At 50.7% G+C, this 19445-nt stretch carries 15 protein-coding genes; all 15 read right to left on the bottom strand.

From position 1 onward, the window contains the following. Positions 1-53: 53 nt before the first annotated feature. The 15 genes from AC6ESP_RS16885 to AC6ESP_RS16815 all read right to left on the bottom strand — a co-directional run bounded on the left by AC6ESP_RS16885 (position 54) and on the right by AC6ESP_RS16815 (position 19444). A complete protein-coding gene (locus AC6ESP_RS16885; protein ID WP_497097896.1) occupies positions 54-1790 on the bottom strand; it encodes an ABC transporter ATP-binding protein in 1737 nt (578 codons plus the stop codon). Next, entirely contained in the window at positions 1787-3631 is a 1845-nt protein-coding gene (locus tag AC6ESP_RS16880; RefSeq protein WP_497097895.1) for an ABC transporter ATP-binding protein, read from the bottom strand. The genes AC6ESP_RS16885 and AC6ESP_RS16880 overlap by 4 nt, the downstream gene beginning before the upstream one ends. Further along, entirely contained in the window at positions 3559-4569 is a 1011-nt protein-coding gene (locus tag AC6ESP_RS16875) for a 3-deoxy-7-phosphoheptulonate synthase (protein ID WP_497097894.1), read from the bottom strand. The genes AC6ESP_RS16880 and AC6ESP_RS16875 overlap by 73 nt, the downstream gene beginning before the upstream one ends. Positions 4570-4602: 33 nt before the next feature. After that, a complete protein-coding gene (locus AC6ESP_RS16870) occupies positions 4603-6183 on the bottom strand; it encodes an ABC transporter substrate-binding protein (RefSeq protein ID WP_497097893.1) in 1581 nt (526 codons plus the stop codon). A gap of 119 nt (positions 6184-6302) precedes the next feature. Next, a complete protein-coding gene (locus AC6ESP_RS16865; protein WP_497097892.1) occupies positions 6303-7292 on the bottom strand; it encodes a FecCD family ABC transporter permease in 990 nt (329 codons plus the stop codon). After that, positions 7289-8296, bottom strand: coding sequence for a FecCD family ABC transporter permease (locus AC6ESP_RS16860; RefSeq protein WP_497097891.1), 1008 nt, complete (start codon positions 8294-8296; stop codon positions 7289-7291). The genes AC6ESP_RS16865 and AC6ESP_RS16860 overlap by 4 nt, the downstream gene beginning before the upstream one ends. A gap of 5 nt (positions 8297-8301) precedes the next feature. After that, positions 8302-8949: an SGNH/GDSL hydrolase family protein gene (locus tag AC6ESP_RS16855; RefSeq protein ID WP_497097890.1), complete on the bottom strand. Its 648-nt coding sequence runs from the start codon at positions 8947-8949 to the stop codon at positions 8302-8304. A gap of 89 nt (positions 8950-9038) precedes the next feature. Continuing rightward, positions 9039-10064: an ABC transporter substrate-binding protein gene (locus tag AC6ESP_RS16850; RefSeq protein WP_497097889.1), complete on the bottom strand. Its 1026-nt coding sequence runs from the start codon at positions 10062-10064 to the stop codon at positions 9039-9041. A 147-nt stretch (positions 10065-10211) separates the two neighbouring features. After that, entirely contained in the window at positions 10212-11564 is a 1353-nt protein-coding gene (locus AC6ESP_RS16845) for an LLM class flavin-dependent oxidoreductase (RefSeq protein WP_497097888.1), read from the bottom strand. Between the two features lies 1 nt (position 11565). Then, positions 11566-12915: an LLM class flavin-dependent oxidoreductase gene (locus tag AC6ESP_RS16840; protein WP_497097887.1), complete on the bottom strand. Its 1350-nt coding sequence runs from the start codon at positions 12913-12915 to the stop codon at positions 11566-11568. A 43-nt stretch (positions 12916-12958) separates the two neighbouring features. Next, positions 12959-14311: an LLM class flavin-dependent oxidoreductase gene (locus tag AC6ESP_RS16835; RefSeq protein WP_497097886.1), complete on the bottom strand. Its 1353-nt coding sequence runs from the start codon at positions 14309-14311 to the stop codon at positions 12959-12961. A 44-nt stretch (positions 14312-14355) separates the two neighbouring features. Further along, complete coding sequence (locus AC6ESP_RS16830) at positions 14356-14925, bottom strand: nitroreductase family protein (RefSeq protein WP_497097885.1); 570 nt, start codon at positions 14923-14925, stop codon at positions 14356-14358. 44 nt (positions 14926-14969) lie between these two features. Next, positions 14970-16307: an LLM class flavin-dependent oxidoreductase gene (locus AC6ESP_RS16825; protein ID WP_497097884.1), complete on the bottom strand. Its 1338-nt coding sequence runs from the start codon at positions 16305-16307 to the stop codon at positions 14970-14972. After that, on the bottom strand, positions 16267-17517 hold the full coding sequence (locus AC6ESP_RS16820) for a type III PLP-dependent enzyme (protein WP_497097883.1): 1251 nt from the start codon (positions 17515-17517) through the stop codon (positions 16267-16269). The genes AC6ESP_RS16825 and AC6ESP_RS16820 overlap by 41 nt, the downstream gene beginning before the upstream one ends. Next, a complete protein-coding gene (locus tag AC6ESP_RS16815) occupies positions 17483-19444 on the bottom strand; it encodes an IucA/IucC family protein (protein ID WP_497097882.1) in 1962 nt (653 codons plus the stop codon). Before AC6ESP_RS16815 ends, AC6ESP_RS16820 begins: the two co-directional genes overlap by 35 nt. Position 19445 lies beyond the last annotated feature (1 nt).

The following is a 19445-nucleotide window of genomic DNA, read 5'->3' as shown; positions in this document are numbered from 1 at the left end:
GAGCAGTCCACCATTTAAATAGAATGATTCCCGAAATATCAGCGGTTAGTCCATTATGCTGAACCAACCGCTGCAGTCTGAGCTTGTGCATCAACCAAGCTCTGATACAATCCTCGCCTGAGCATCAGCTCGTCGTGTGTTCCCTGTTCAATCACTCGGCCTTTATCCAGAACAAATATGAGATCTGCGTCAACGACAGTAGACAAGCGATGGGCAATAACAATCGTCGTCTTCCCACGGCGCAGCTCGGCCAAATTACGCTGAACCTCACGTTCCGTCTCCATATCGAGCGCAGAGGTCGCCTCATCCAGAATAAGCACAGCTGGGTTATGCAGCACCGCTCTTGCCAATGCCAGCCGCTGGCGCTGCCCACCAGACAGCATCATCCCGCGCTCTCCGATTACCGTATCATAACCTTCAGGAAGCTTATCCAGAACATCGTTTAACTGCATGGCCCTGCATACCTCAAGTAGCCGCTTCTCTTCCACAGTAGAATGTCCTAGCGTTAGATTTAACCGAATGGAGCCGGGGAACAGATAGGGCTCTTGAAAGACAATCGCTGCCCGCTTCGTCCAGTCATCACGCTGAATCGTATTAAGTGGAATCCCGTCTACCTTAACGCTGCCCGCAGTGGGCTCATAGAATCGAACAAGCATACCTGCAATCGTCGATTTGCCGCCGCCGCTCGTCCCAACGAAAGCAACCTTCTTGCCTGCCGGAATTCGCAGCGTAAGGTTATTCAATACATTGAAAACTCCGGTCTCCCCATCATAAGCAAAATCGACATTCTCAAAGCATATTTCCTGCTTAATCGAAGGGAGTGCTGTCCTACCGTCAGGCTCGTCAGGCTGCTGCATCATCATCCGCACTCTCTCCACATTGCCCATATACTCGGATAGACGCATGAACTGCTCGAACAACGATTGACATAAATCCATGCATTTCTGGGTTAGTGAGAAAATAATAACGAACGTTCCCAGAGAGATCTCATCTTGCATCACCAAATAGCCGCCTGCGCCAAGAACGAGCAGCTGCCCTCCATAGCGGAGCGGTTCACTCGCGAACAGCTGACGATTCACCAGCTTCCCTTGTTCCATGACCTTGTCATAATAACGACTGAACCGTCTCGCATAACGCGTCTCTTCCCAGCTCATGCGATGATTGGCGAGCACCTCCCGGGTCGAGGATAGTCCCTCTTCGATAATAACGAGCACACTATCCTTGCGATCCTGCACTGCTCTGCTCATACTCTGCATGGTCGGGTGATAGAGTTTCATTAGGAAGCTATAGCTGATGCTAACAGCAAGAATGATGGCGATTAAGATCATGCTGCTGCCTATCGCAGTCACGAGGAAGAGCATAACCAATACGTTGGCCACAAATTGCGGCAGTATCCTTGCTGCGAATTCGCTTATACTTGGTATGTCCTCGGTCATGTGTCGTACGTATGCAGCCGTCCTGCCTTGCTGGAACGTTTGAACAGGAATACGCTGCAGCCTATGGAATAGCTGACCACTCATACGAGCTGCTATACGCTTGTAAGGCCTTGTATATGCGAAGCCCCCTAGGGTATGAAAGCCGACATTGATGAGGCATATCACACCGAACCACAGCAGCGTCTCAGTAAGCTTGCCGAAATCTCCAGGGATAAACACATCATCAATTAACAGCTTCTGGATATAGACTGTTCCAAGCTCCGTTAACGAAATTGCGATGTACACGACCATCATAAGAGCAATCGACAGCTTTTCTTCCTTCAAATAACGCCACAGCCACTTGACCCCGCTCAAATTGCGTCAGCCCTCCCTTCAACCATTCGGAAAAAGACCTTTCGCCGCTTCATGAGCTCATCATAGCTGCCAATCTCCGCAATGCGGCCTTGTGCCATAACGACGATCCGATCATAATGGCGAATCGTGGACAGGCGATGAGCAATCGTGATGATTGTCTTCTCTCGCAGCAGGCCATCTAATGACTTCATCACTTCACGTTCGCTCTCATTGTCCAGTGCAGAGGTGGCTTCATCCAAGACGATAATCGGCGGGTTCTTCAAATACAGGCGAGCAATCGCAAGACGCTGTTTTTGCCCTCCCGACAGCTTGTATCCCCGTTCACCAACCTGAGTGTCATAACCGTCAGGTAGCCGCTCGATGAACGTATGGGCATAAGCCGCTTTGACCGCTTCAACAACTCTATCATCGGAGGCATCTGGACAAGCAAACCGGATATTATCCCGAATTGTCGTACCGAATAGGTACGTCTCCTGAAAGACGAATCCAATCGCCTCTCTTAGCTGCTGAATAGAGAGGTCACGGTACGGAACGCCATCCAGCACAATCGCTCCCTTATAGGGATCATAGAAGCGGCCAATCAGCTTGAGTAGTGTCGATTTGCCGCCTCCGCTCTCACCTACAATGGCTATCCTCTCGCCGCTTTCTATGTCCAATGTGAAGTCGGTAATCATGTCATTGCTGCCAGACGGATAACGAAAGGAGACTTCTTCGAAGCTTAGCCTGCCACTCACCTGCGGCAGCTTAATCGGCCGCTCTGCCTCGACTAGCTGCGGCTTCAGCTGATCCAGCTTGTACAACCTCTCCGCTTGTGCAATCAATGCTCGAGCTTCCGCCGCTATCGTAATCATCAGCGTCATGTTAAAGATCATAATCGTGTAATAAAGGGCAAACGCAATAAACTCGCCAATTGTCAGTACGCTATCTCTTACCAATATCGCTCCATAGGCATACATGGTCAGCGTACTTCCATAGACAATTATTCTTCGCGGAACACCTCTTAGCCATATATAAATCGTCATTTGCCGCCATAGGCTGAGGTACCCTCCGAGAAGCTCCAGCAAGCGTTGCCGATCCCATTCCCTGCGTCCATGCGCTCTAATCTCTAGCTGGGCTGACATGCTGTCATAGACATGTCGGTTATAGTCGATTCTGGCTTCTGTCGCCTCGCGTACCGTCTGCATCGTCTTTTTCTCCAGCATTGGCCCAATTACGGCATACACAATAAACCATGGAAGACTCCACAGCACTAATGGAACATGGATCAAGCTTACAGCAATGATGATTACCCCGACATATAGCATGCATTTGAGCCATTCTGGAAAATGCCGATGATACAGCCGCTGAACCGCATTAACCTCCGTGTTCATTAGAGAGAGCGACTCCCCAATAGTATGCTGCTCATAATAATGGAAGCCTAGCTCCCTTAGCTTGCGGAATACAGTCAATTGCAGATCCCGTGCCGCCTTCTCTCGAATGACACGCTCCAATAGGTTCCTGCCCGCGCGAATACCGACTAAGGCGGCAATAATCACAAGCAATACCAAGAGCAAGGTCAAGAACAAGGACTCGTCGCGCTCAGGCAGAACGTCATCAACGAACCATTGAATAATCGTCGGAATAATCATTTCACAGCAAGCCAGTAATAGTCCTAATCCAATATGCAGCAGCAGAAGCCAGCCGTATGGTCTCAGGAAGGCTAATGTCCAGCCCCATACGCGGAGGCTTTCTCGTCGACTGCCTGCTATGTGGTTATCTGCTCCGCTGCTCATGAACCGGCTGCGAATCGTTTGCCGACGATTGGCGCAAGCATTTGCAAATCCAGCATAAGCTTCTCCCAACGTTCCGCGAAGAGGATTAAGGCAGGCTTGTTGTCCCCTTGAACGGCTGGCAGATCAAATCCGATGAATACGCCGTTTGCCCCTGCTGCTACAGCTGCTCTCGTAAGCGGCTCTATCATCTCTGTGCGTCCGGAAGCATGAGTAGCATCCACTATAACGGGAAGATGACTAAGTGTCTGGAGGGCCGGAATCGCACCAATATCTAGTGTCTGGCTCGTATATGGCTCGAAGGTTCGGATGCCTCTTTCCATCAGAATAACGTTAGCGTTACCTCGCGCTACAATATTTTCTGCACTACCTAGGAATTCATCGTACGTTGCGCTTATGCTTCGTCTAAGAATAACGGGCTTGCCACAATCGCCAAGCTCCCTGTGCAAGTCCCGATTCTGCATATTGCGAACGCCCGCGGCAATGATATCTACATATTGCCCGGTCATTGCCACGTGGGCAGGACCTGGAACTGTCGTCATCGTCAGCAGTCCGAATTCAGAGGCTGCCTCTTGGAATGCCTGCAGCCCCTCCAGATCCATCCCCTCCTCATTACCCAAGACGAACTCGCCCCGCATAATCTGAACACCGGATGACCGCAATGCTTGCGCAACCGCTCGCCATTGCTCCCTTGTCTTTGCTGTGCCCGGCCCTGCAATAACAGCTAGCTGCTCAGCTCCAATTGTCACCCCCCCGGCAGTAATAACTGTGTTATGAGGTTGAAATTGCCTGCTGGCTAGCGGATATGACTTCTTGAAGGGAATAACCTGTTCGACGTCCTCCAAACCTAAGATACGGTCTGCCAGCTCCGGGTTTCCTTTGCCATACACGCCTACTGCAACGTAGTCCTCATTGTGTGACACTCTGGTTTTGAATCCATCATCCGCAATAAACCTATCTATTTCTGAGAGACGGTTATCCGATACATTTTTCGATAATAAGACTATCAATGACTTCGTCCTCCTTCACCTGTAACGAAATGTTTAATTCTCTTGCAACGCACCCGTCATTCTTAAAACCTCATCCACTATCAGCTGCCTTCCAATAGGATTCCAGCTCATTCGGAGCCAATGCGGCACATGCAGCACGCGATTACTTTTCACTGCCTCCATGTCATTCCAGGCATCTGTCTTCACCATTCTCTCGAATATTTGATCGCTGCCTGCGCGAGGATTCTTCTTGAGAACAAACAAATAATCGGCTTCCACAGGTGGCAGCCATTCCGGCTGAAGCTCCAGCATCTTGATATGCTGCGGTACATTGCCTCCAGGCTTAAGGCCGAGCTCTCGGAACAGCAGCTCGTTGAGCGGATGATCCACCGTTCCTTGAATACGAATGCCAAGATGATTGATTTGCATGACGCTAACCGTCTTATCATCCATATACTGCTGAAGCCTCTGCCTAGCATCTGTTACTTGCCGTTCCAACTGATGGATGGCCTGCTCCGCTTCCTTCTGTCGTCCCAGCATGTCAGCTAGCTTACGATAGTTCATTAACCAATCCCGATCCTGCGCCAGCATCACGGTCGGTGCAATCTCACTGAATTTGTCTTCATATAGCTGATGGTACTTGTCTCCAATAATCAAATCCGGCTTGGCATTGATCAAATCCTTCCATTGGCTGGAGAGAATATGCTCATACTCCGTATCGCCCATTCCAGGATATCTACAGCAATTAACGGCAGCTACGGGCTGTATGCCAAGCGAGGATAAGCTGTCTTGGAACTTCAGGCAGGAGGCGACCGCAACCTTCATTCGGTTTCTCTTCATATAGAAGGTTGGCGATACGCCTACCGTACGATGAAAGATGCGGCTGAAATAAAATTCATCATCATAGCCTACAGCTGCTGATACCTCTTTTATTCGACAGCCTTGCTGAGAGAGCAGCTCCTTCGCGCTCTCGATTCGCAGCCTGGTCAAATATTCAATCGGAGGCTCACCCATTATTTTTTTGAAGGAGCGGGAGAAAGAACTCGCCGTGAGCTGGGCCATGGATGATAGTGTGCTCATATCGAGCTTCTCTTGAAAATGTGTTTTCATATAGGAAATGGTTCGTTGAATGCTAGGAGTAGAAGTTTCTTGGATCATGAGGGATGGGGAGTTGTGCATAATCGTATAGAGTAATTCCTGGAATTGTAATTGCAGCTTATCAGATTGAGGCTCGTTACAGCTGTATGCCTCGATCTGCTCGATCCGATGCAGAATGTGCTGAGGCTTGCAGCCGAGCTCGACATAACCGGTCTGCAGCACCGGCTTATTTGAACTGTGCAATTGAATGCTGTCCCGATTCGGTGTGAATGTACGACCCGTGTAATGCTGGAAGGATAATATATACATCTCCAAGCTCTCCGATAGTCGAGTTAGGTTCACCGGGGTGTCTGCACTCAAATATAGCAGCTGCATGGGCCGTATATCGATAACCGTATCCTTCATTAGCAGCCTGCCATTGCCCTCTACAACAAAGCACAGCAGGTGTGCCGTTTCAGATTGTATAGGCTGTTCTATCGTATATTTATGTTTGCGGACATCGCTAATAACAAAAACCGAAGTGTTGGATTCGCTCATCTTATTCTCCATTTCGTCAAGCTTTTTGTTTTAACAATAACGATAACGATTCTCATTATCATTAAAACAAATATACCCTTTTTTGTCAATTGAGCTAATAGTCCTGCAATCCCCTTCTTCTAACGAACATACCGCCTGGAGAAGAGCAAATAGATGAAAAATGGTGCACCGATCGCAGACGTAAATACGCCTACCGGAATATCTAGGGGCATCAGAATCGTGCGTCCAACGAGGTCCGCGAGCATGACGATTATGCCTCCCAGCATAGCAGATGCAGGCAGCACCTTGTTGAAGTTCGAGCCTACCAGCTTGCGCGCCATGTGCGGCGCAACTAAACCGATAAAACCAACCCCACCTGCCACAGAAACAGCCGATCCTGCAAGAGCGACGCTGACTCCCAGTATGATGATCCGATTGCGCTGCACCTTGCTCCCCACCCCTAATGCGATGTCGTCGCCAAGTTGACCAATATCGATATGACGGGAAAACCCGTAAGCAATCGGCAGCAGCACGATCGTCCAAGGCAGTATCGTCAGGACATTCTCCCAGTTGGAGCCATAGACAGACCCGGTTAGCCAGAGATAGGCTTGGCCTGGATCATTCTTCGGACTGAAAATAATCATCATGGTAGTCATTGCCGTCATGAGCGAAGCCATACCGATCCCGACGAGAATGAGGCGAAAGGGCGATATCCCTTTTTTCCAAGCCAATACATACAATAGGAAAGATACTAGAATCGCACCGGCCATCGCAGCCACAGGCAGCCACCGAATACTTAATGCATCCGAGAAATAGGTAATGAAGATAACGGCTGCAACGGATGCTCCCCCGGTAACACCTAATATATCAGGCGAAGCCATCGGATTACGGATCACGCCTTGCAGTACAGCTCCCGCAGCTGCAAGCGATGCTCCCGCCAGCAAGGCTACTACAATCCGGGGAAGGCGCAATTGTCTGATGACCATCGTATGATCCTCTTGCCCTATTCCAAGAGCTCCTCGAATCACCTCTATGGGGGTAAGTACCATCTCTCCCAAGGCTGTGCTCAAGATGACTGCCAGCACACCGAAGAACAGAATGGTCATCATAGTGATCGTCGATTTTGTCATTTGGCCAGTCTCCTTCGAGCGATGTACATAAAGAATGGAACGCCGATAATAGCAGTCATAACGCCGACCGGAATCTCCTCCGGTATCATAATAAATCTCGCAATTAGATCAGCCAATACAAGCAGAATAGCCCCAAGCATCATACAGTATGGCAGCACCCAGCGATTATCCGTGCCAACGAAGAACCGAGAGATATGAGGAATAACGATGCCGATGAAGCCAATAGGACCTGCTACAGACACCGATGCGCCTGCTAGAATAATGACGATAATACCACCCAATATACGAACAACAGCGGTACGCTGACCGAGCCCTTTGGCCGTATCCTCATCCATCATCAGCACATTCATATCTTTGGCAAGCAGCATAGCAACCAGCCAGCTTAGTAGAACATACGGAAATACAGTAATCAGCATATTAGGCGAACGGCCCGCAATCGACCCCGTTAACCAGAACAGCACACTGTTGAGCCCTTCTTTATTAAGCACTAGCAGCCCTTGTGTAAAAGAAGAGAATAGCGCCGCCATCGCTGACCCTGCCAATATAACCTTTAATGGCGTCATACCGTCTCTTCCGATGGTTGCTAGAGCATATACGCTTACAGCGCCCGTTGTCGCTCCAAGAAAGGCCATCCACATCAGCATCTGCATGTTAGATACAGAGAATAGAGTTGCTGCTATCACGACGAATAGAGTTGCGCCAGCATTGACCCCAAGCACACTAGGCGAGGCCAATGGATTACGCGTCAGAATCTGCATGATCGCCCCTGCTGCCGCTAGGCTCGCCCCGATCACTGCTGCGATTAGTGCGCGTGGCACACGGGTCGTCCTTATAATCACTTGATCGCTTATCGCAGCATCATAATGTGCGATTGCTTGCCAGGCCGTATGCCAGCCGAAGTTCGTAGCGCCGAGCAGGATGCTTGCAGCCAGACTTCCCAGCAGCAGAAGGACACCAACAACTGTACCAGCTGCTCTAAGGTAGGCTGTATTCAATACGTTCATGTCTGCTATCTCTCCATCATCGGGCCAATTAAAGCCACTAATTTATCCGCTACAAGCCTGTTGCCATCCCGGTTCAAATGCTGATCATCCGGAAGCAAATAACGTTCGGTCTGAGAAGCCATGTCCTCTATCAGATCCATATAGTAGATTTGCTCCCCGCTGGCTCCGCATTGCAGCACATGATTATATTCGCTAATCTGTTCTCGAATACCTGGATATCTCTCCTCCATCTTGTCAGAGGTTGGGGCAATTCCGATGACGATCAGCTTCGCTTCAGGCCGATGCTTCATCCGATTGATAATCGTCAGATAGCTCTTCGTGAAATTCTGAATGTTAACGTAGGAGCGTCCATCCAGCTCCTTGCGATACCAGCAATCTACAACTCCTACATGCATGATGATGACATTCGGTTCAAAATAGTACAAATGATCGTCGAATTGCTGGAGAATATCGACGATTGTATAACCCCGCTGCGAGCGATTTTGCACACTTGCATACCGATCTGGATACAGCTCACGCAGCCCTTGCTCAAGCAAATAACCGTACGTTTCCTCGTAATGTATCGCTAGCTCCCTCTCTATCGCTGGATCATATTCCTTGATCCGATGTGGTCTAGGTAGCGAGAGAGAATTGCCAGATAAGACGATTAACACGTCATCCCCTCCAGTCACAACACAAAAGAATGAGCAGTAGATGCCCATTCTTTCCTGAATTTTAAGCTATCGGCATCTTATAAGCAGCTCTATTGAAGCTCGAAATATTCGTATAGGTCATCGAGCAGCGCATTAGCGGCCATGCTGCCTGCGCCAAGGTTCCAGTCAATGACATTCACCTTATAATAATGCTCGCTCTTCACGCCTTCCAGCGTACTCCAGAGCGGATGGGAGGTCCAGTCGATCTGATTCTCGAGCATGTTCGACTCGTCATCCACTTGTGGCGTAATGTCAAAGATATAATCGCCGTCCAGCTGAGGAATCTGCTCTTTGGAGGCTAGATTAATCGTTGATTTGTCCCCCTGCTGTGCAGCTGGTCTCAGCAGACCAAGATCATTGAAGATCGAACCAGCAAATCCTGTTACATAGATTCGTGCAGTGCCATCCTTCTCGAACCGAATCATAGATACTTCTGTGCTAGCTAGGCGGTCTCCCATCTTCTCTTTGAAGTCTGCAACACGGGCATCCCATGCTTTGATAATCTCGGCGCCTTGATCATCCTTGTACAAGGCTTGTGACGCTATAGTCGTATTCCCCTTCCAATCAAAGGCCTCTTCGACCATGATTGTTGGAGCAATCTCCGAGAGCTGCGGATAAATTTTCTCATGACGGCCTTTCGCTCCAATAATGAGATCAGGCTTCAGTGCGACGATCCCTTCGATATTCGGCTGCGACTCTTCACCAAGGCTGGTCACATCTGTCATGTTATCTCGCAGATAGAGGAACCATGGCTTCTCATCCCATGACTCGACTGCACCAACTGGCTTAACACCAAGAGCTGCCGAAATATCAATCATAGCGTTGAATAGAATAACAACACGCTCAGGAGCTCTCTCTAGAGTTGTTTCTCCCATCGCATGCGTTATCGTTCTAGCACCTTCACTAGCTGCTGGAGCTGGCTCAGTAGTTGCAGTATTAGCTGCATTCATTGCTTCTGGCGTACTCGTTGCATTCGTTGCAGCACCGCTAGAGCCGTTCTCCTTATTTCCTGCCGCACCGCATCCTGCGATGACTAATATTAGAATAATTGCGAACCAAATCTTTACTGCCTTCATTTCTGTAGTTCCCCCTCAATAGTTGGCAATGATAATCATTTTCATTAATAATACTATAATTTGTATGGGCAAAAGTCCATGTAGGAATTTGTCCGGTACCCTGCTTTTTTTTGTCCGGCTAGATCGTTAAACATTCCTTCGATAAAATTAGGTTCTATTCGAGAATACCGCATCATACGCAGTAGCAGCTGGTCGCTTCAGACCATAATGCTCACGCAGAGTGTTCCCCGTATAATCCTCTCGGAATAAGCCTCGATTCTGCAGCTCAGGCACTACCTGATCTACGAATTGGACCAATCCGTCCGGCAGAGATGGCGGCATTAGATTGAAGCCGTCCGCAGCACCCGAATGCAGCCACTTCTCCATCTCATCTGCAATCTGCACGGGTGTGCCCGCCATAGAGAAGTGTCCACGCGAGGCTGCCGTCCGCCTAATCAAATCGCGTATCGTCAAATTCTCTCTGCGTGCCATATCGATATAAAGCTGATGCCTTCCCCGATGTCCGTTGATGCTCTCCTGCTTCGGAAGCAGGTCATATGGCAGCGGACCATCGAGCGGGTAAGGGGTCATATCCAGCTTGAACAAATTCGATAATCGCTGCAGCCCATAATCTGGCTGTATCCGTTCATGAAGCTCATTCTCCCTATCCTTCGCTTCCGCCTCCGTATCCCCGATAATGGGGCAAAAGCCCGGTAGAATCCGCAGTTCATGCGGAAGCCTTCCGTACTTGGCCATTCGCGATTTCAGATCCGTGTAGAATCGTAGTCCGTCCTCTCGCGTGTTCTGCGCAGTGAAGACGATCTCTGCGGCCTTAGCTGCGAATTCCTTCCCGGTATCTGAGGCTCCCGCCTGTACCAATACAGGATGGCCTTGAGGTGAACGAGGAAGATTAAGTGGTCCGCGTACTGCGAAGTATTTTCCTTTATGATTCAGCTCGCTGATTTTGGACGTGTCGGCATATACGCCTGAGAGCTTATTGACGACTAATGCATCATCTCTCCAGCTATCCCATAGTCCCTTGACAACCTCAAGAAATTCATCAGCCCGCTCATAACGCTCTGTATGTTCAGGGAGCTCCTTGTCTGCGAAATTTGCTGCCGTTACATTGTTCGTGGATGTCACGATATTCCATGCTGCTCTTCCTCCGCTAATATGATCCAGCGAAGCGAATTGACGGGCAACATGGAAGGGTTCATTATAGGTCGTCGAGGCCGTTCCGATGAGGCCGATTCGCTCTGTCGACACGGCAAGGGCGGATAGCAGCGTGAAGGGCTCGAGTCCTTGCAGCACTTTATACTGAATCGTCGGCGGCATGTTATAGGTATCTGCCAGAAATAAGGAATCCAGCTTGCCTCTCTCGGCAATTCGGAGCAGATGCATATAATAATGGACATCCGTGACGCTCTCCGGCTTACTCTGTGCAAGACGCCAAGCTGCCTCATGATGTCCTGTTCCCATAACGAATAAATTCAAGTGCAGCTGCTTGCTGCCAGCCTTCATCTTAAGTCGCCTCCCCTAGAATGTGATGTTGTCCTTCCGGCCTCTTCAGCCCATAATGCTCGCGCAGCGTTGAGCCGCTGTAAGCTGTACGGAATAGTCCCCGGTTCTGCAGCTCCGGCACAACCTTATCTACGAACTGCTCCAATCCGCCAGGCAAGGAAGGCGGCATCAAGTTAAAGCCGTCCGCTGCGTGACTGGTCAGCCATTGCTCCATCGTATCGGCAATCTGAATGGGAGTGCCTGCCATGGAGAAGTGACCACGTGAGGCAGCCGTTCGAGCGATAAGTTGCCTCACCGTAAGCGCTTCCCTGCGCGCCATATCAGCGAACACCTGGTGCCTTCCCCGGTGCCCGTTAATCTCCTCTTGCTTCGGCAGTTGTTCGAATGGAATAGGCTCATCTAGAGGATAGAGGGACATGTCGGTCTTGAACACATTGGACAGCCGAATTAAGCCGAACTCCACCTGCGTCAGCTCATGCATGCCCATCTCGATATCCTTCGCCTCAGCCTCCGTATCGCCAATAATGGCGCAGAAGCCCGGCAGTATCTTCATATCAAGCGGCGAGCGTCCGTATTTCCCCATTCGTGATTTCAGATCCGCGTAGAAGCGCTGTCCGTCTTCGATCGTATTCTGTGCGGTGAAGACGACCTCGGCTGCTCTGGAGGCGAACTCCTTCCCTGTATCCGAAGCTCCCGCCTGCACCAAGACGGGATGCCCTTGTGGTGAACGCGGGAGATTAAGCGGGCCTCTAACGGCGAAATGTCTGCCCTTATGGTTGAGCTCACGGATCTTATCCGTATCCGCATATACACCGGTTTGCTTGTCAATAACAAGTGCACCATCCTCCCAGCTGTCCCATAGGCCCGTTACAATATCAAGAAACTCATCCGCTCGCTCATAACGTGCGCTATGTGCCGGCAGCCTTTCATCAGCGAAGTTCGCTGCTGTCACATCGCTGGTAGACGTTACGATGTTCCAGCCCGCACGGCCTCCGCTGATATGATCAAGTGAAGCGAACTTTCGTGCAATATGGAACGGTTCGTTATACGTTGTTGAAGCGGTACCGATTAAGCCGATTCGCTCAGTCGCAACAGACAAGGCAGACAGCAGGGTGAAGGGCTCTAAGCTCATGAGCACCTTGTACTGAATAGCCGGAGGCAGCCCATAAGCATCCGCCAGGAACAGCGAATCAAGCAGGCCCCGTTCTGCTAACTTAGCCAAGTGCACGTAATGCTGGATTTTCGTCACATTGTGGGGCTCGCTGGCGGTTAACCTCCATGCGGCTTCATGATGTCCTGTACCCATGACGAACAAATTCAGATGCAGCTGCCTTCGTATCTCTTCACTCATTGTGATTCACCATCTCCACGAATTGTATTGGCGTCAGCATAGCTTATCGGGTTCCCGTAACGACAGGATGGCTTGCAGGGCCTGCGGGACGCTTCAGGCCATAATGATCGCGCAGCGTAGCTCCCGTATATTCCGTTCGGAACAATCCCCGATTCTGAAGCTCCGGAATAACGTGATCAACGAACTCCTCAAGTCCAACTGGCAAATACGGAGGCATCAGATTAAATCCGTCAGCTGCACCTTCTCTGAACCACTGCTCCATCACATCGGCAATCTGGACAGGTGTGCCCGCGAGGGAGAAATGTCCGCGTGATGAAGCCGTCCGCATCATTAGCTGGCGAATGCTTAGTCCCTCCCTGCGTGCCATCACCACATACATTTGATGCCTGCCCTTCTGGGAATTGATCTCCTCTGTGAGTGGCAGCTCATCATACGGCAATGGCCCATCGATAGGATATGCAGATAGATCGAATTTGAATAGGTTCGATAATCGATACAGCCCATACTCCGTTTGAGTAAGTGCGTGCAGCTCCTCCTCTTTCTCCTTGGCCTCTTTCTCAGTCGCTCCAATAATCGGGCAAAAGCCTGGAAGAATAGCCATCTCATCAACATGACGGCCATACTTGGCCATTCTACCTTTCAGATCAGCATAGAAGGCTTGCCCATCCTGCAGAGTGTTCTGTGCGGTGAATACCGCTTCCGCTACTTTGGCGGCGAACTCCTTGCCAGTATCTGACGCGCCTGCTTGCACCAGCAGGGGATGACCCTGCGGAGGCCGAGGAATATTGAGCGGACCGCGAACGGCGAAATAAGAGCCCTTATGGTTAATCTCGCTAATCTTAGCAGGATCAGCATAAATGCCGGATTCCTTGTCTATCACAAGAGCATCATCTTCCCAGCTGTCCCATAGTCCTTCCACAACATCAAGAAATTCTTCCGCTCTCCGATAGCGCTCGGAATGCTCTGGCAGCCCCTCGTCGCGGAAGTTGAACGCTGTCGTATTGCCCGTCGAAGTTACGATGTTCCAGCCTGCCCGCCCCTCGCTAATATGATCCAAGGAGGCGAACTTACGCGCAATATGGAAGGGCTCATTGTAGGTCGTGGATGCCGTTCCAATTAGGCCGATTCGCTCGGTCGACATCGCAAGTGCGGACAATAGCGTGAATGGCTCCAGTCCCTGCAGCACCTTATAGCGTATAGTCGGCGGCAGCCCGTAAGCATCCGCAAGGAATAGCGAGTCCAGCTTGCCTCTCTCCGCAACTTGCGCCAGCTGTTGATAGTAGCGGACATCTGTAACCAGCTCCGGCTGTGTATCAGGATGGCGCCATGACGCCTCATGATGCCCAGTATTCAGAATGAACAAGTTCATATGCAGCTGCTTTCCATTTGCACTCACTATGATCGCCCCTTTTCGCCAATTGTTATTGCTTTTGGTTTGCGTTATTCCTCATGAATTGTCAGATATTGACTTGCATCGGTTCGAGGCCTAGGAGCTGGTATTTGCTCGGGATACCCAACATGCAGTAGTCCGACGATTTTCTCACCGCCCCGAACTTGAACCGCTTCACGGAACACAGGATGATAGATGAACGGGTTTGTTTTCCATACGACGCCTAATCCTTCTTCCCAAGCAGCAAGCTGGAAGGTTTGAATCCAGCAGCAGACTGCTGCGTAATCCTCATCCCACTGCCTTTGGCGAGGATCTTCTACCTGTACGACGACGATATGATACGGAATATTCATAAAATAATCGACTTTGCTCTGTGTGTATTGACCTCGCTCCTCCGCCGTGCTCGCATCCAGCATCGCATGAGCAAGTCCTCTGCGTGCCTCACCCTTGTACAGAATGAACCGCCATGGCTCTCTTACACCATGTGTAGGTGCCCACACCGCTACATTAAGCAGATGCATCAGCAATTCCTGTGATACCGGATCACTCTTGAACTTGCGGATCGATCGTCTTTCCTTAATCAGATCGGCCATTCTTCCCGATCCATTCCATAACGTCATGACCTTCTACCCCCGATTTCAATGTTCAACATGAAGTCCTTATTCTATTTTTTGTCGGTATAAGCATAGCCGGCGAACCGATTCGCCGGACGCGACAATCCGAGGCTCTCCCTAAGCGTCACGCCTTCATATTCCGTGCGGAACAGCCCCCGATTCTGAAGCTCCGGCACCACGCGGTCGACAAAAGCGTCCAAGCCGCACGGGAACAGCTGCGGCATAATGTTGAATCCGTCAGCAGCACCGCCACGCAGCCACTCCTCCATCAGATCAGCAAGCTTGATCGGTGTTCCGGTGAACGTGATATGCCCATGGCCGCCAATCATTCGGTGGACGAGCTGGCGAATGCTTATGCTCTCCCTGCGGATCATCTTCATCATGAGCTCTTGACGGCTGCGCAGCCCATTAAACTCAGCCGGCGGTATCATCCTATCAAGCGGGACGGGACCATCAATGGGATATTCATTCAGATTAACCGTGAACCTTGAGGAAATTCTCCGCAAGACATCCGTTATATCAATCAGCTGATTCAGCTCCTCCTCAAGCTCCTCCGCTTCGGCATCCGTATCCGCAACGATTGGGCACAGGCCCGGCATAATGAGCAGCTGCTCCTGCAGCCTGCCATACCTTCCCATTCTTCCTTTCACATCTCCATAGAATTGTGCTGCTTCATGGAAGGACTGCTGAGCGGTGAACACCACCTCACCAGCTGCTGCAGCCAGCTCCTTACCGCTGTCGGAAGAGCCAGACTGTACCAATACAGGATAGCCTTGAGGAGGGCGGGCCATATTAAGAGGTCCCTTCACCGTGTAATGACTGCCACTGAAATCAATGTCATGCACCTTCTCATGATCGACCAGCACTCCGCTCTCCTTGTCACAGCGAGGCGCATCATCCTCCCAGCTGTCCCACAGCTGCTTCACGACCTCCGTGAATTCCGCTGCGGTCTCATAACGGGAATCATGCTCGGGATGCTCCTCTCGGCTGAAGTTATGAGCGGCGGATGAGCCGCCCGTCACGATATTCCATCCAGCCCTTCCCCCGCTTATATGATCTAATGAGGCGAGCTTGCGAGCCACATGGAACGGCTCATTGTAGGTCGTCGCCGCTGTAGCAATTAATCCGATTCGTTCCGTAGCAGCTGCAAGCGCTGCAAGCTGGGTGAACGGCTCCAGCTTGTTCACCTTGCCTGCATACGTATCTGCGATGAACAGGGAGTCGAATAAGCCCCGCTCCGCGGTCTGTGCAAGCTTCATGTAATAACGGATATCGAGCATCTTTTCGGGCCGTGCCATCGGATGGCGCCAGGAAGCATCATGATGGCCTGTTGCCTGCATGAATACATTAAGATGTAGCCTTCGATGAGAGCTGTTGAACCCACTCATATTCGTGAACACCTCCACTCCATTGTTCCAAATAATGATGAGATGGATGAGGGTGACTCAGAAAATCATGATGAGAGATTGCCCACCCATACGCACCCGCATATTGGAACACAATGACATCCCCAACGCGAACGCCCGGCACCTCACAATTTCTGGCTAATACATCCTTGGGCGTACAAAGCTCCCCGGCAAGCGTTACAGGTCCTGCTCCAAGCGCTGGTCTTGCGAATGGATAGTTCCAGTCCTCCATCGGAACGATCTGGAATGGATGATTATGCCCCCATGAGGAGGGCAGGCGAAAATGATGGGTTCCTCCGCGTAGAAGGGCGAACCGATTGCCATGATTGCTTTTCACATCGACAATCTCTGCTGCATAATAGCCGCAAGAGGCGGTGATGTAACGGCCGCATTCGAACATAATCGTCAGGTGCTCGGGAAGCTTGCTCCTCACCTCTCCACGGAGTCCATCCACGAAGCTGCTCCAGTCGAATTGCTCTTCAAGGTTCGCATAGTTAACACCGATTCCTCCGCCTGCATTCAGATAGGTCAGATTCAGGCCATAATCTCTTGACCACTTCGCCACCAGATCGCAATAGTGGCTGACCAGCTGAATATGGCGCTCGGAGCTGAGATTATTAGACAAGGAATGGAGGTGAAAGCCCTCCAGCTTCACCGAATCCAGACTTTGTGCAAGCGCAATGACATCTGCAAGCTGATTCTCATCAATGCCGAACTGAGAATGCTCTCCTGCCATGAACAAGGTTGCTTCCGGCAGCGGACTCGCTACATTCACGCGCAGCAGAATCGATACGACTACGCCCAGCTCCTTGGCAATCCTCGCGACACGAAGCAGCTCGTAGCTGCTCTCCACATGGATGCGCTGCACCTGATGAAGGAGCGCTCCCTGTATCGCCTTGTCCGTCTTCACTGGGCCGCCATAAATAATCGGAATGTCCGCTGAGATGGCACGTACTTTGAGCACTTCTCCCAGTGACGCCACCTCAAAGCCACTCACGATAGGAGCCAGCGCGGCGATAATCGGTTCATCGGAATTGGCTTTGAGCGCGTAGAATAGCTTGCAGAAGGAAGGAAGGCTGCTCATCAATCCGTTCGCATGCTCCCTCAAATGCGCAATATCATAAAAATAGCCGCAGAACGGCTCCTGACTGTCTTGTCTAGCCTGTGTGATCTGCTGAATAATCCGGTTCATCGTCTGCCTCCGCTTCATGAGAATGACTTACGATATATAACGGGTTCGGTATAGAGACGTAGATCGGGTTCTCACCACGCTCTTGGAAGCGGCTAATTAGATTCGCCTTCGCAGGGAGATACCTATTATTCAGCAAATCCTCGAAGTACGGCTTGCTATCCGCCTGCTGGAATATGTCTGAGTGAACCAGAGCCTCATAAACCGCCAACCATAGAACTAATTCAGACTTCTTCAATCCATAAGCGAGCGTATGCACGATATGTCCCATGTGGTTAACCAGCACATAATATTTGAAGCGATGCCATGCAGATTCATCGGAATACAAGGCCGGACTATCGTCCGATAGACCGAAGTGCTCCTGTCCACCGCTGTGCTCAATCAGCCGTTCCATTCTCTGGCGGCTAATGCTGACCCCTTCCAGATCTCTCACGTAGAACCGGGCTGGCCAGCCCTTATCCAGCGATAACAAAGAATTCTGCGCATGCGCCTCCATGCTCACGCCATAGCTCACGAATAGCGATAACAGCGGAACAAGTGAAATGTCCACATATCGGCGCAGCCAGCTGGCTGTGAATTCCTCATTAGCTGTAACGCCCTTCCACTTGGCTGATGCCATGACAGCTTCCCATAGAGGTGTCGCCGCAAGCGGAGTGCGAGCTTCTAGAAGGGAGGCGATTACGAGCGGACTAGCAGCTTCCGCCAGACCACTCTCTTCTATGTGAATAACCTGTGCCGGATTGCGGCGGAACATCACGCCGAAGCTGTCATTCAGTGACTTGTCCCCTTGTTCTACCGAAGCTAGCTTTAATGTTCGATAGCCTTCCTCCACAATGATCGTGAATCCATCATAAGGAATCTGTGGAATTAATCCCGCAAGTACACGGCTAGCTGCGACAGCCCGCTTCAGCTGCTCAAGTGGATTCACGCGGATGAAATTCGTTATTCTTACGTCTAGCGGCAGCTTATAAATATAAGGCTGATCGAAATCCCACACGGTACGCACTGAGGAAGTAGGAACAACTTTACCTCCTAGCTCCTTCAAATAGATAAGCTGCTTCATCTCAATATAAGGCTGCACCTGCTCAAGCCCCATCACATATTCAGCTTGCCAGGGATGGCTCGGCAGCAGGATATAATGCGCATATTGAGACGGCAGAAGCTCCTTTGCCGCTGCTCGTATGGCATGTGGAACAGGCTCCACTGTCTCGCCGATCCATTCTTCCTCTACCAGCTCGGGATCAATGGCAAAATAATGCAAGGCGAACGTTCCTCCGAGCTCCGGCGCATATAAGCGCATCGCCTCCTCCGAGAAGCCTTCCGCACTCTTAGGAGTCGGATGGAACGGATGCCCATACAGCAGCATTTGTTCAGCTGCTTGAATGCGACCCACGCCCTGATGCTCCCACAGCGAACGACCAGCTCTTCCAGAGGTTCCCTCCATAAAATATTGCACACGCTCCATGGAAACCATGATTTGCTCGATCAGTGACAATTGTTTTCCCTTGGCTCCCGCTTGATCCCATTCCTTGGCGCCTATTTCTTCAACTAACGCGGTAATGAGCTCCTCCGCAGACCTGAGCCTATAGAAGGTCAGAGGAGCATTAGGGTCGGAATCTGTGTGCTCCTTCATCTTACTTATCCAGAATTCTTCACCATATTTGAAATGCCCAAGCGCTGATATGTAGCGCAGCGCCCCAATAACCACCCCGCCAGTAGCGGGCAGAGGAAGGAGCATAGGCGTTCCTTGCTCCTCCAAGCGATTGAGAATACGGGACGGGACTCTTCCGCTAATTGACTCTTCTTGACTCAGCAGTGGCAGAGGAATCTCATGCTCCCTCAAATACGCATTCAGAAATCGCTCGATATGCTCTTTCTCCGCTAGGTATTGCGCCGTTAGACCAGAAGCTGGGCTAGCTTGTGTGACCATC

The sequence above is a fragment of the Paenibacillus xinjiangensis genome (genome assembly GCF_059686975.1).
The sequence above is the reverse complement of the archived record's forward strand: the minus strand, read 5'-3'. Positions and strand labels throughout refer to the sequence as shown.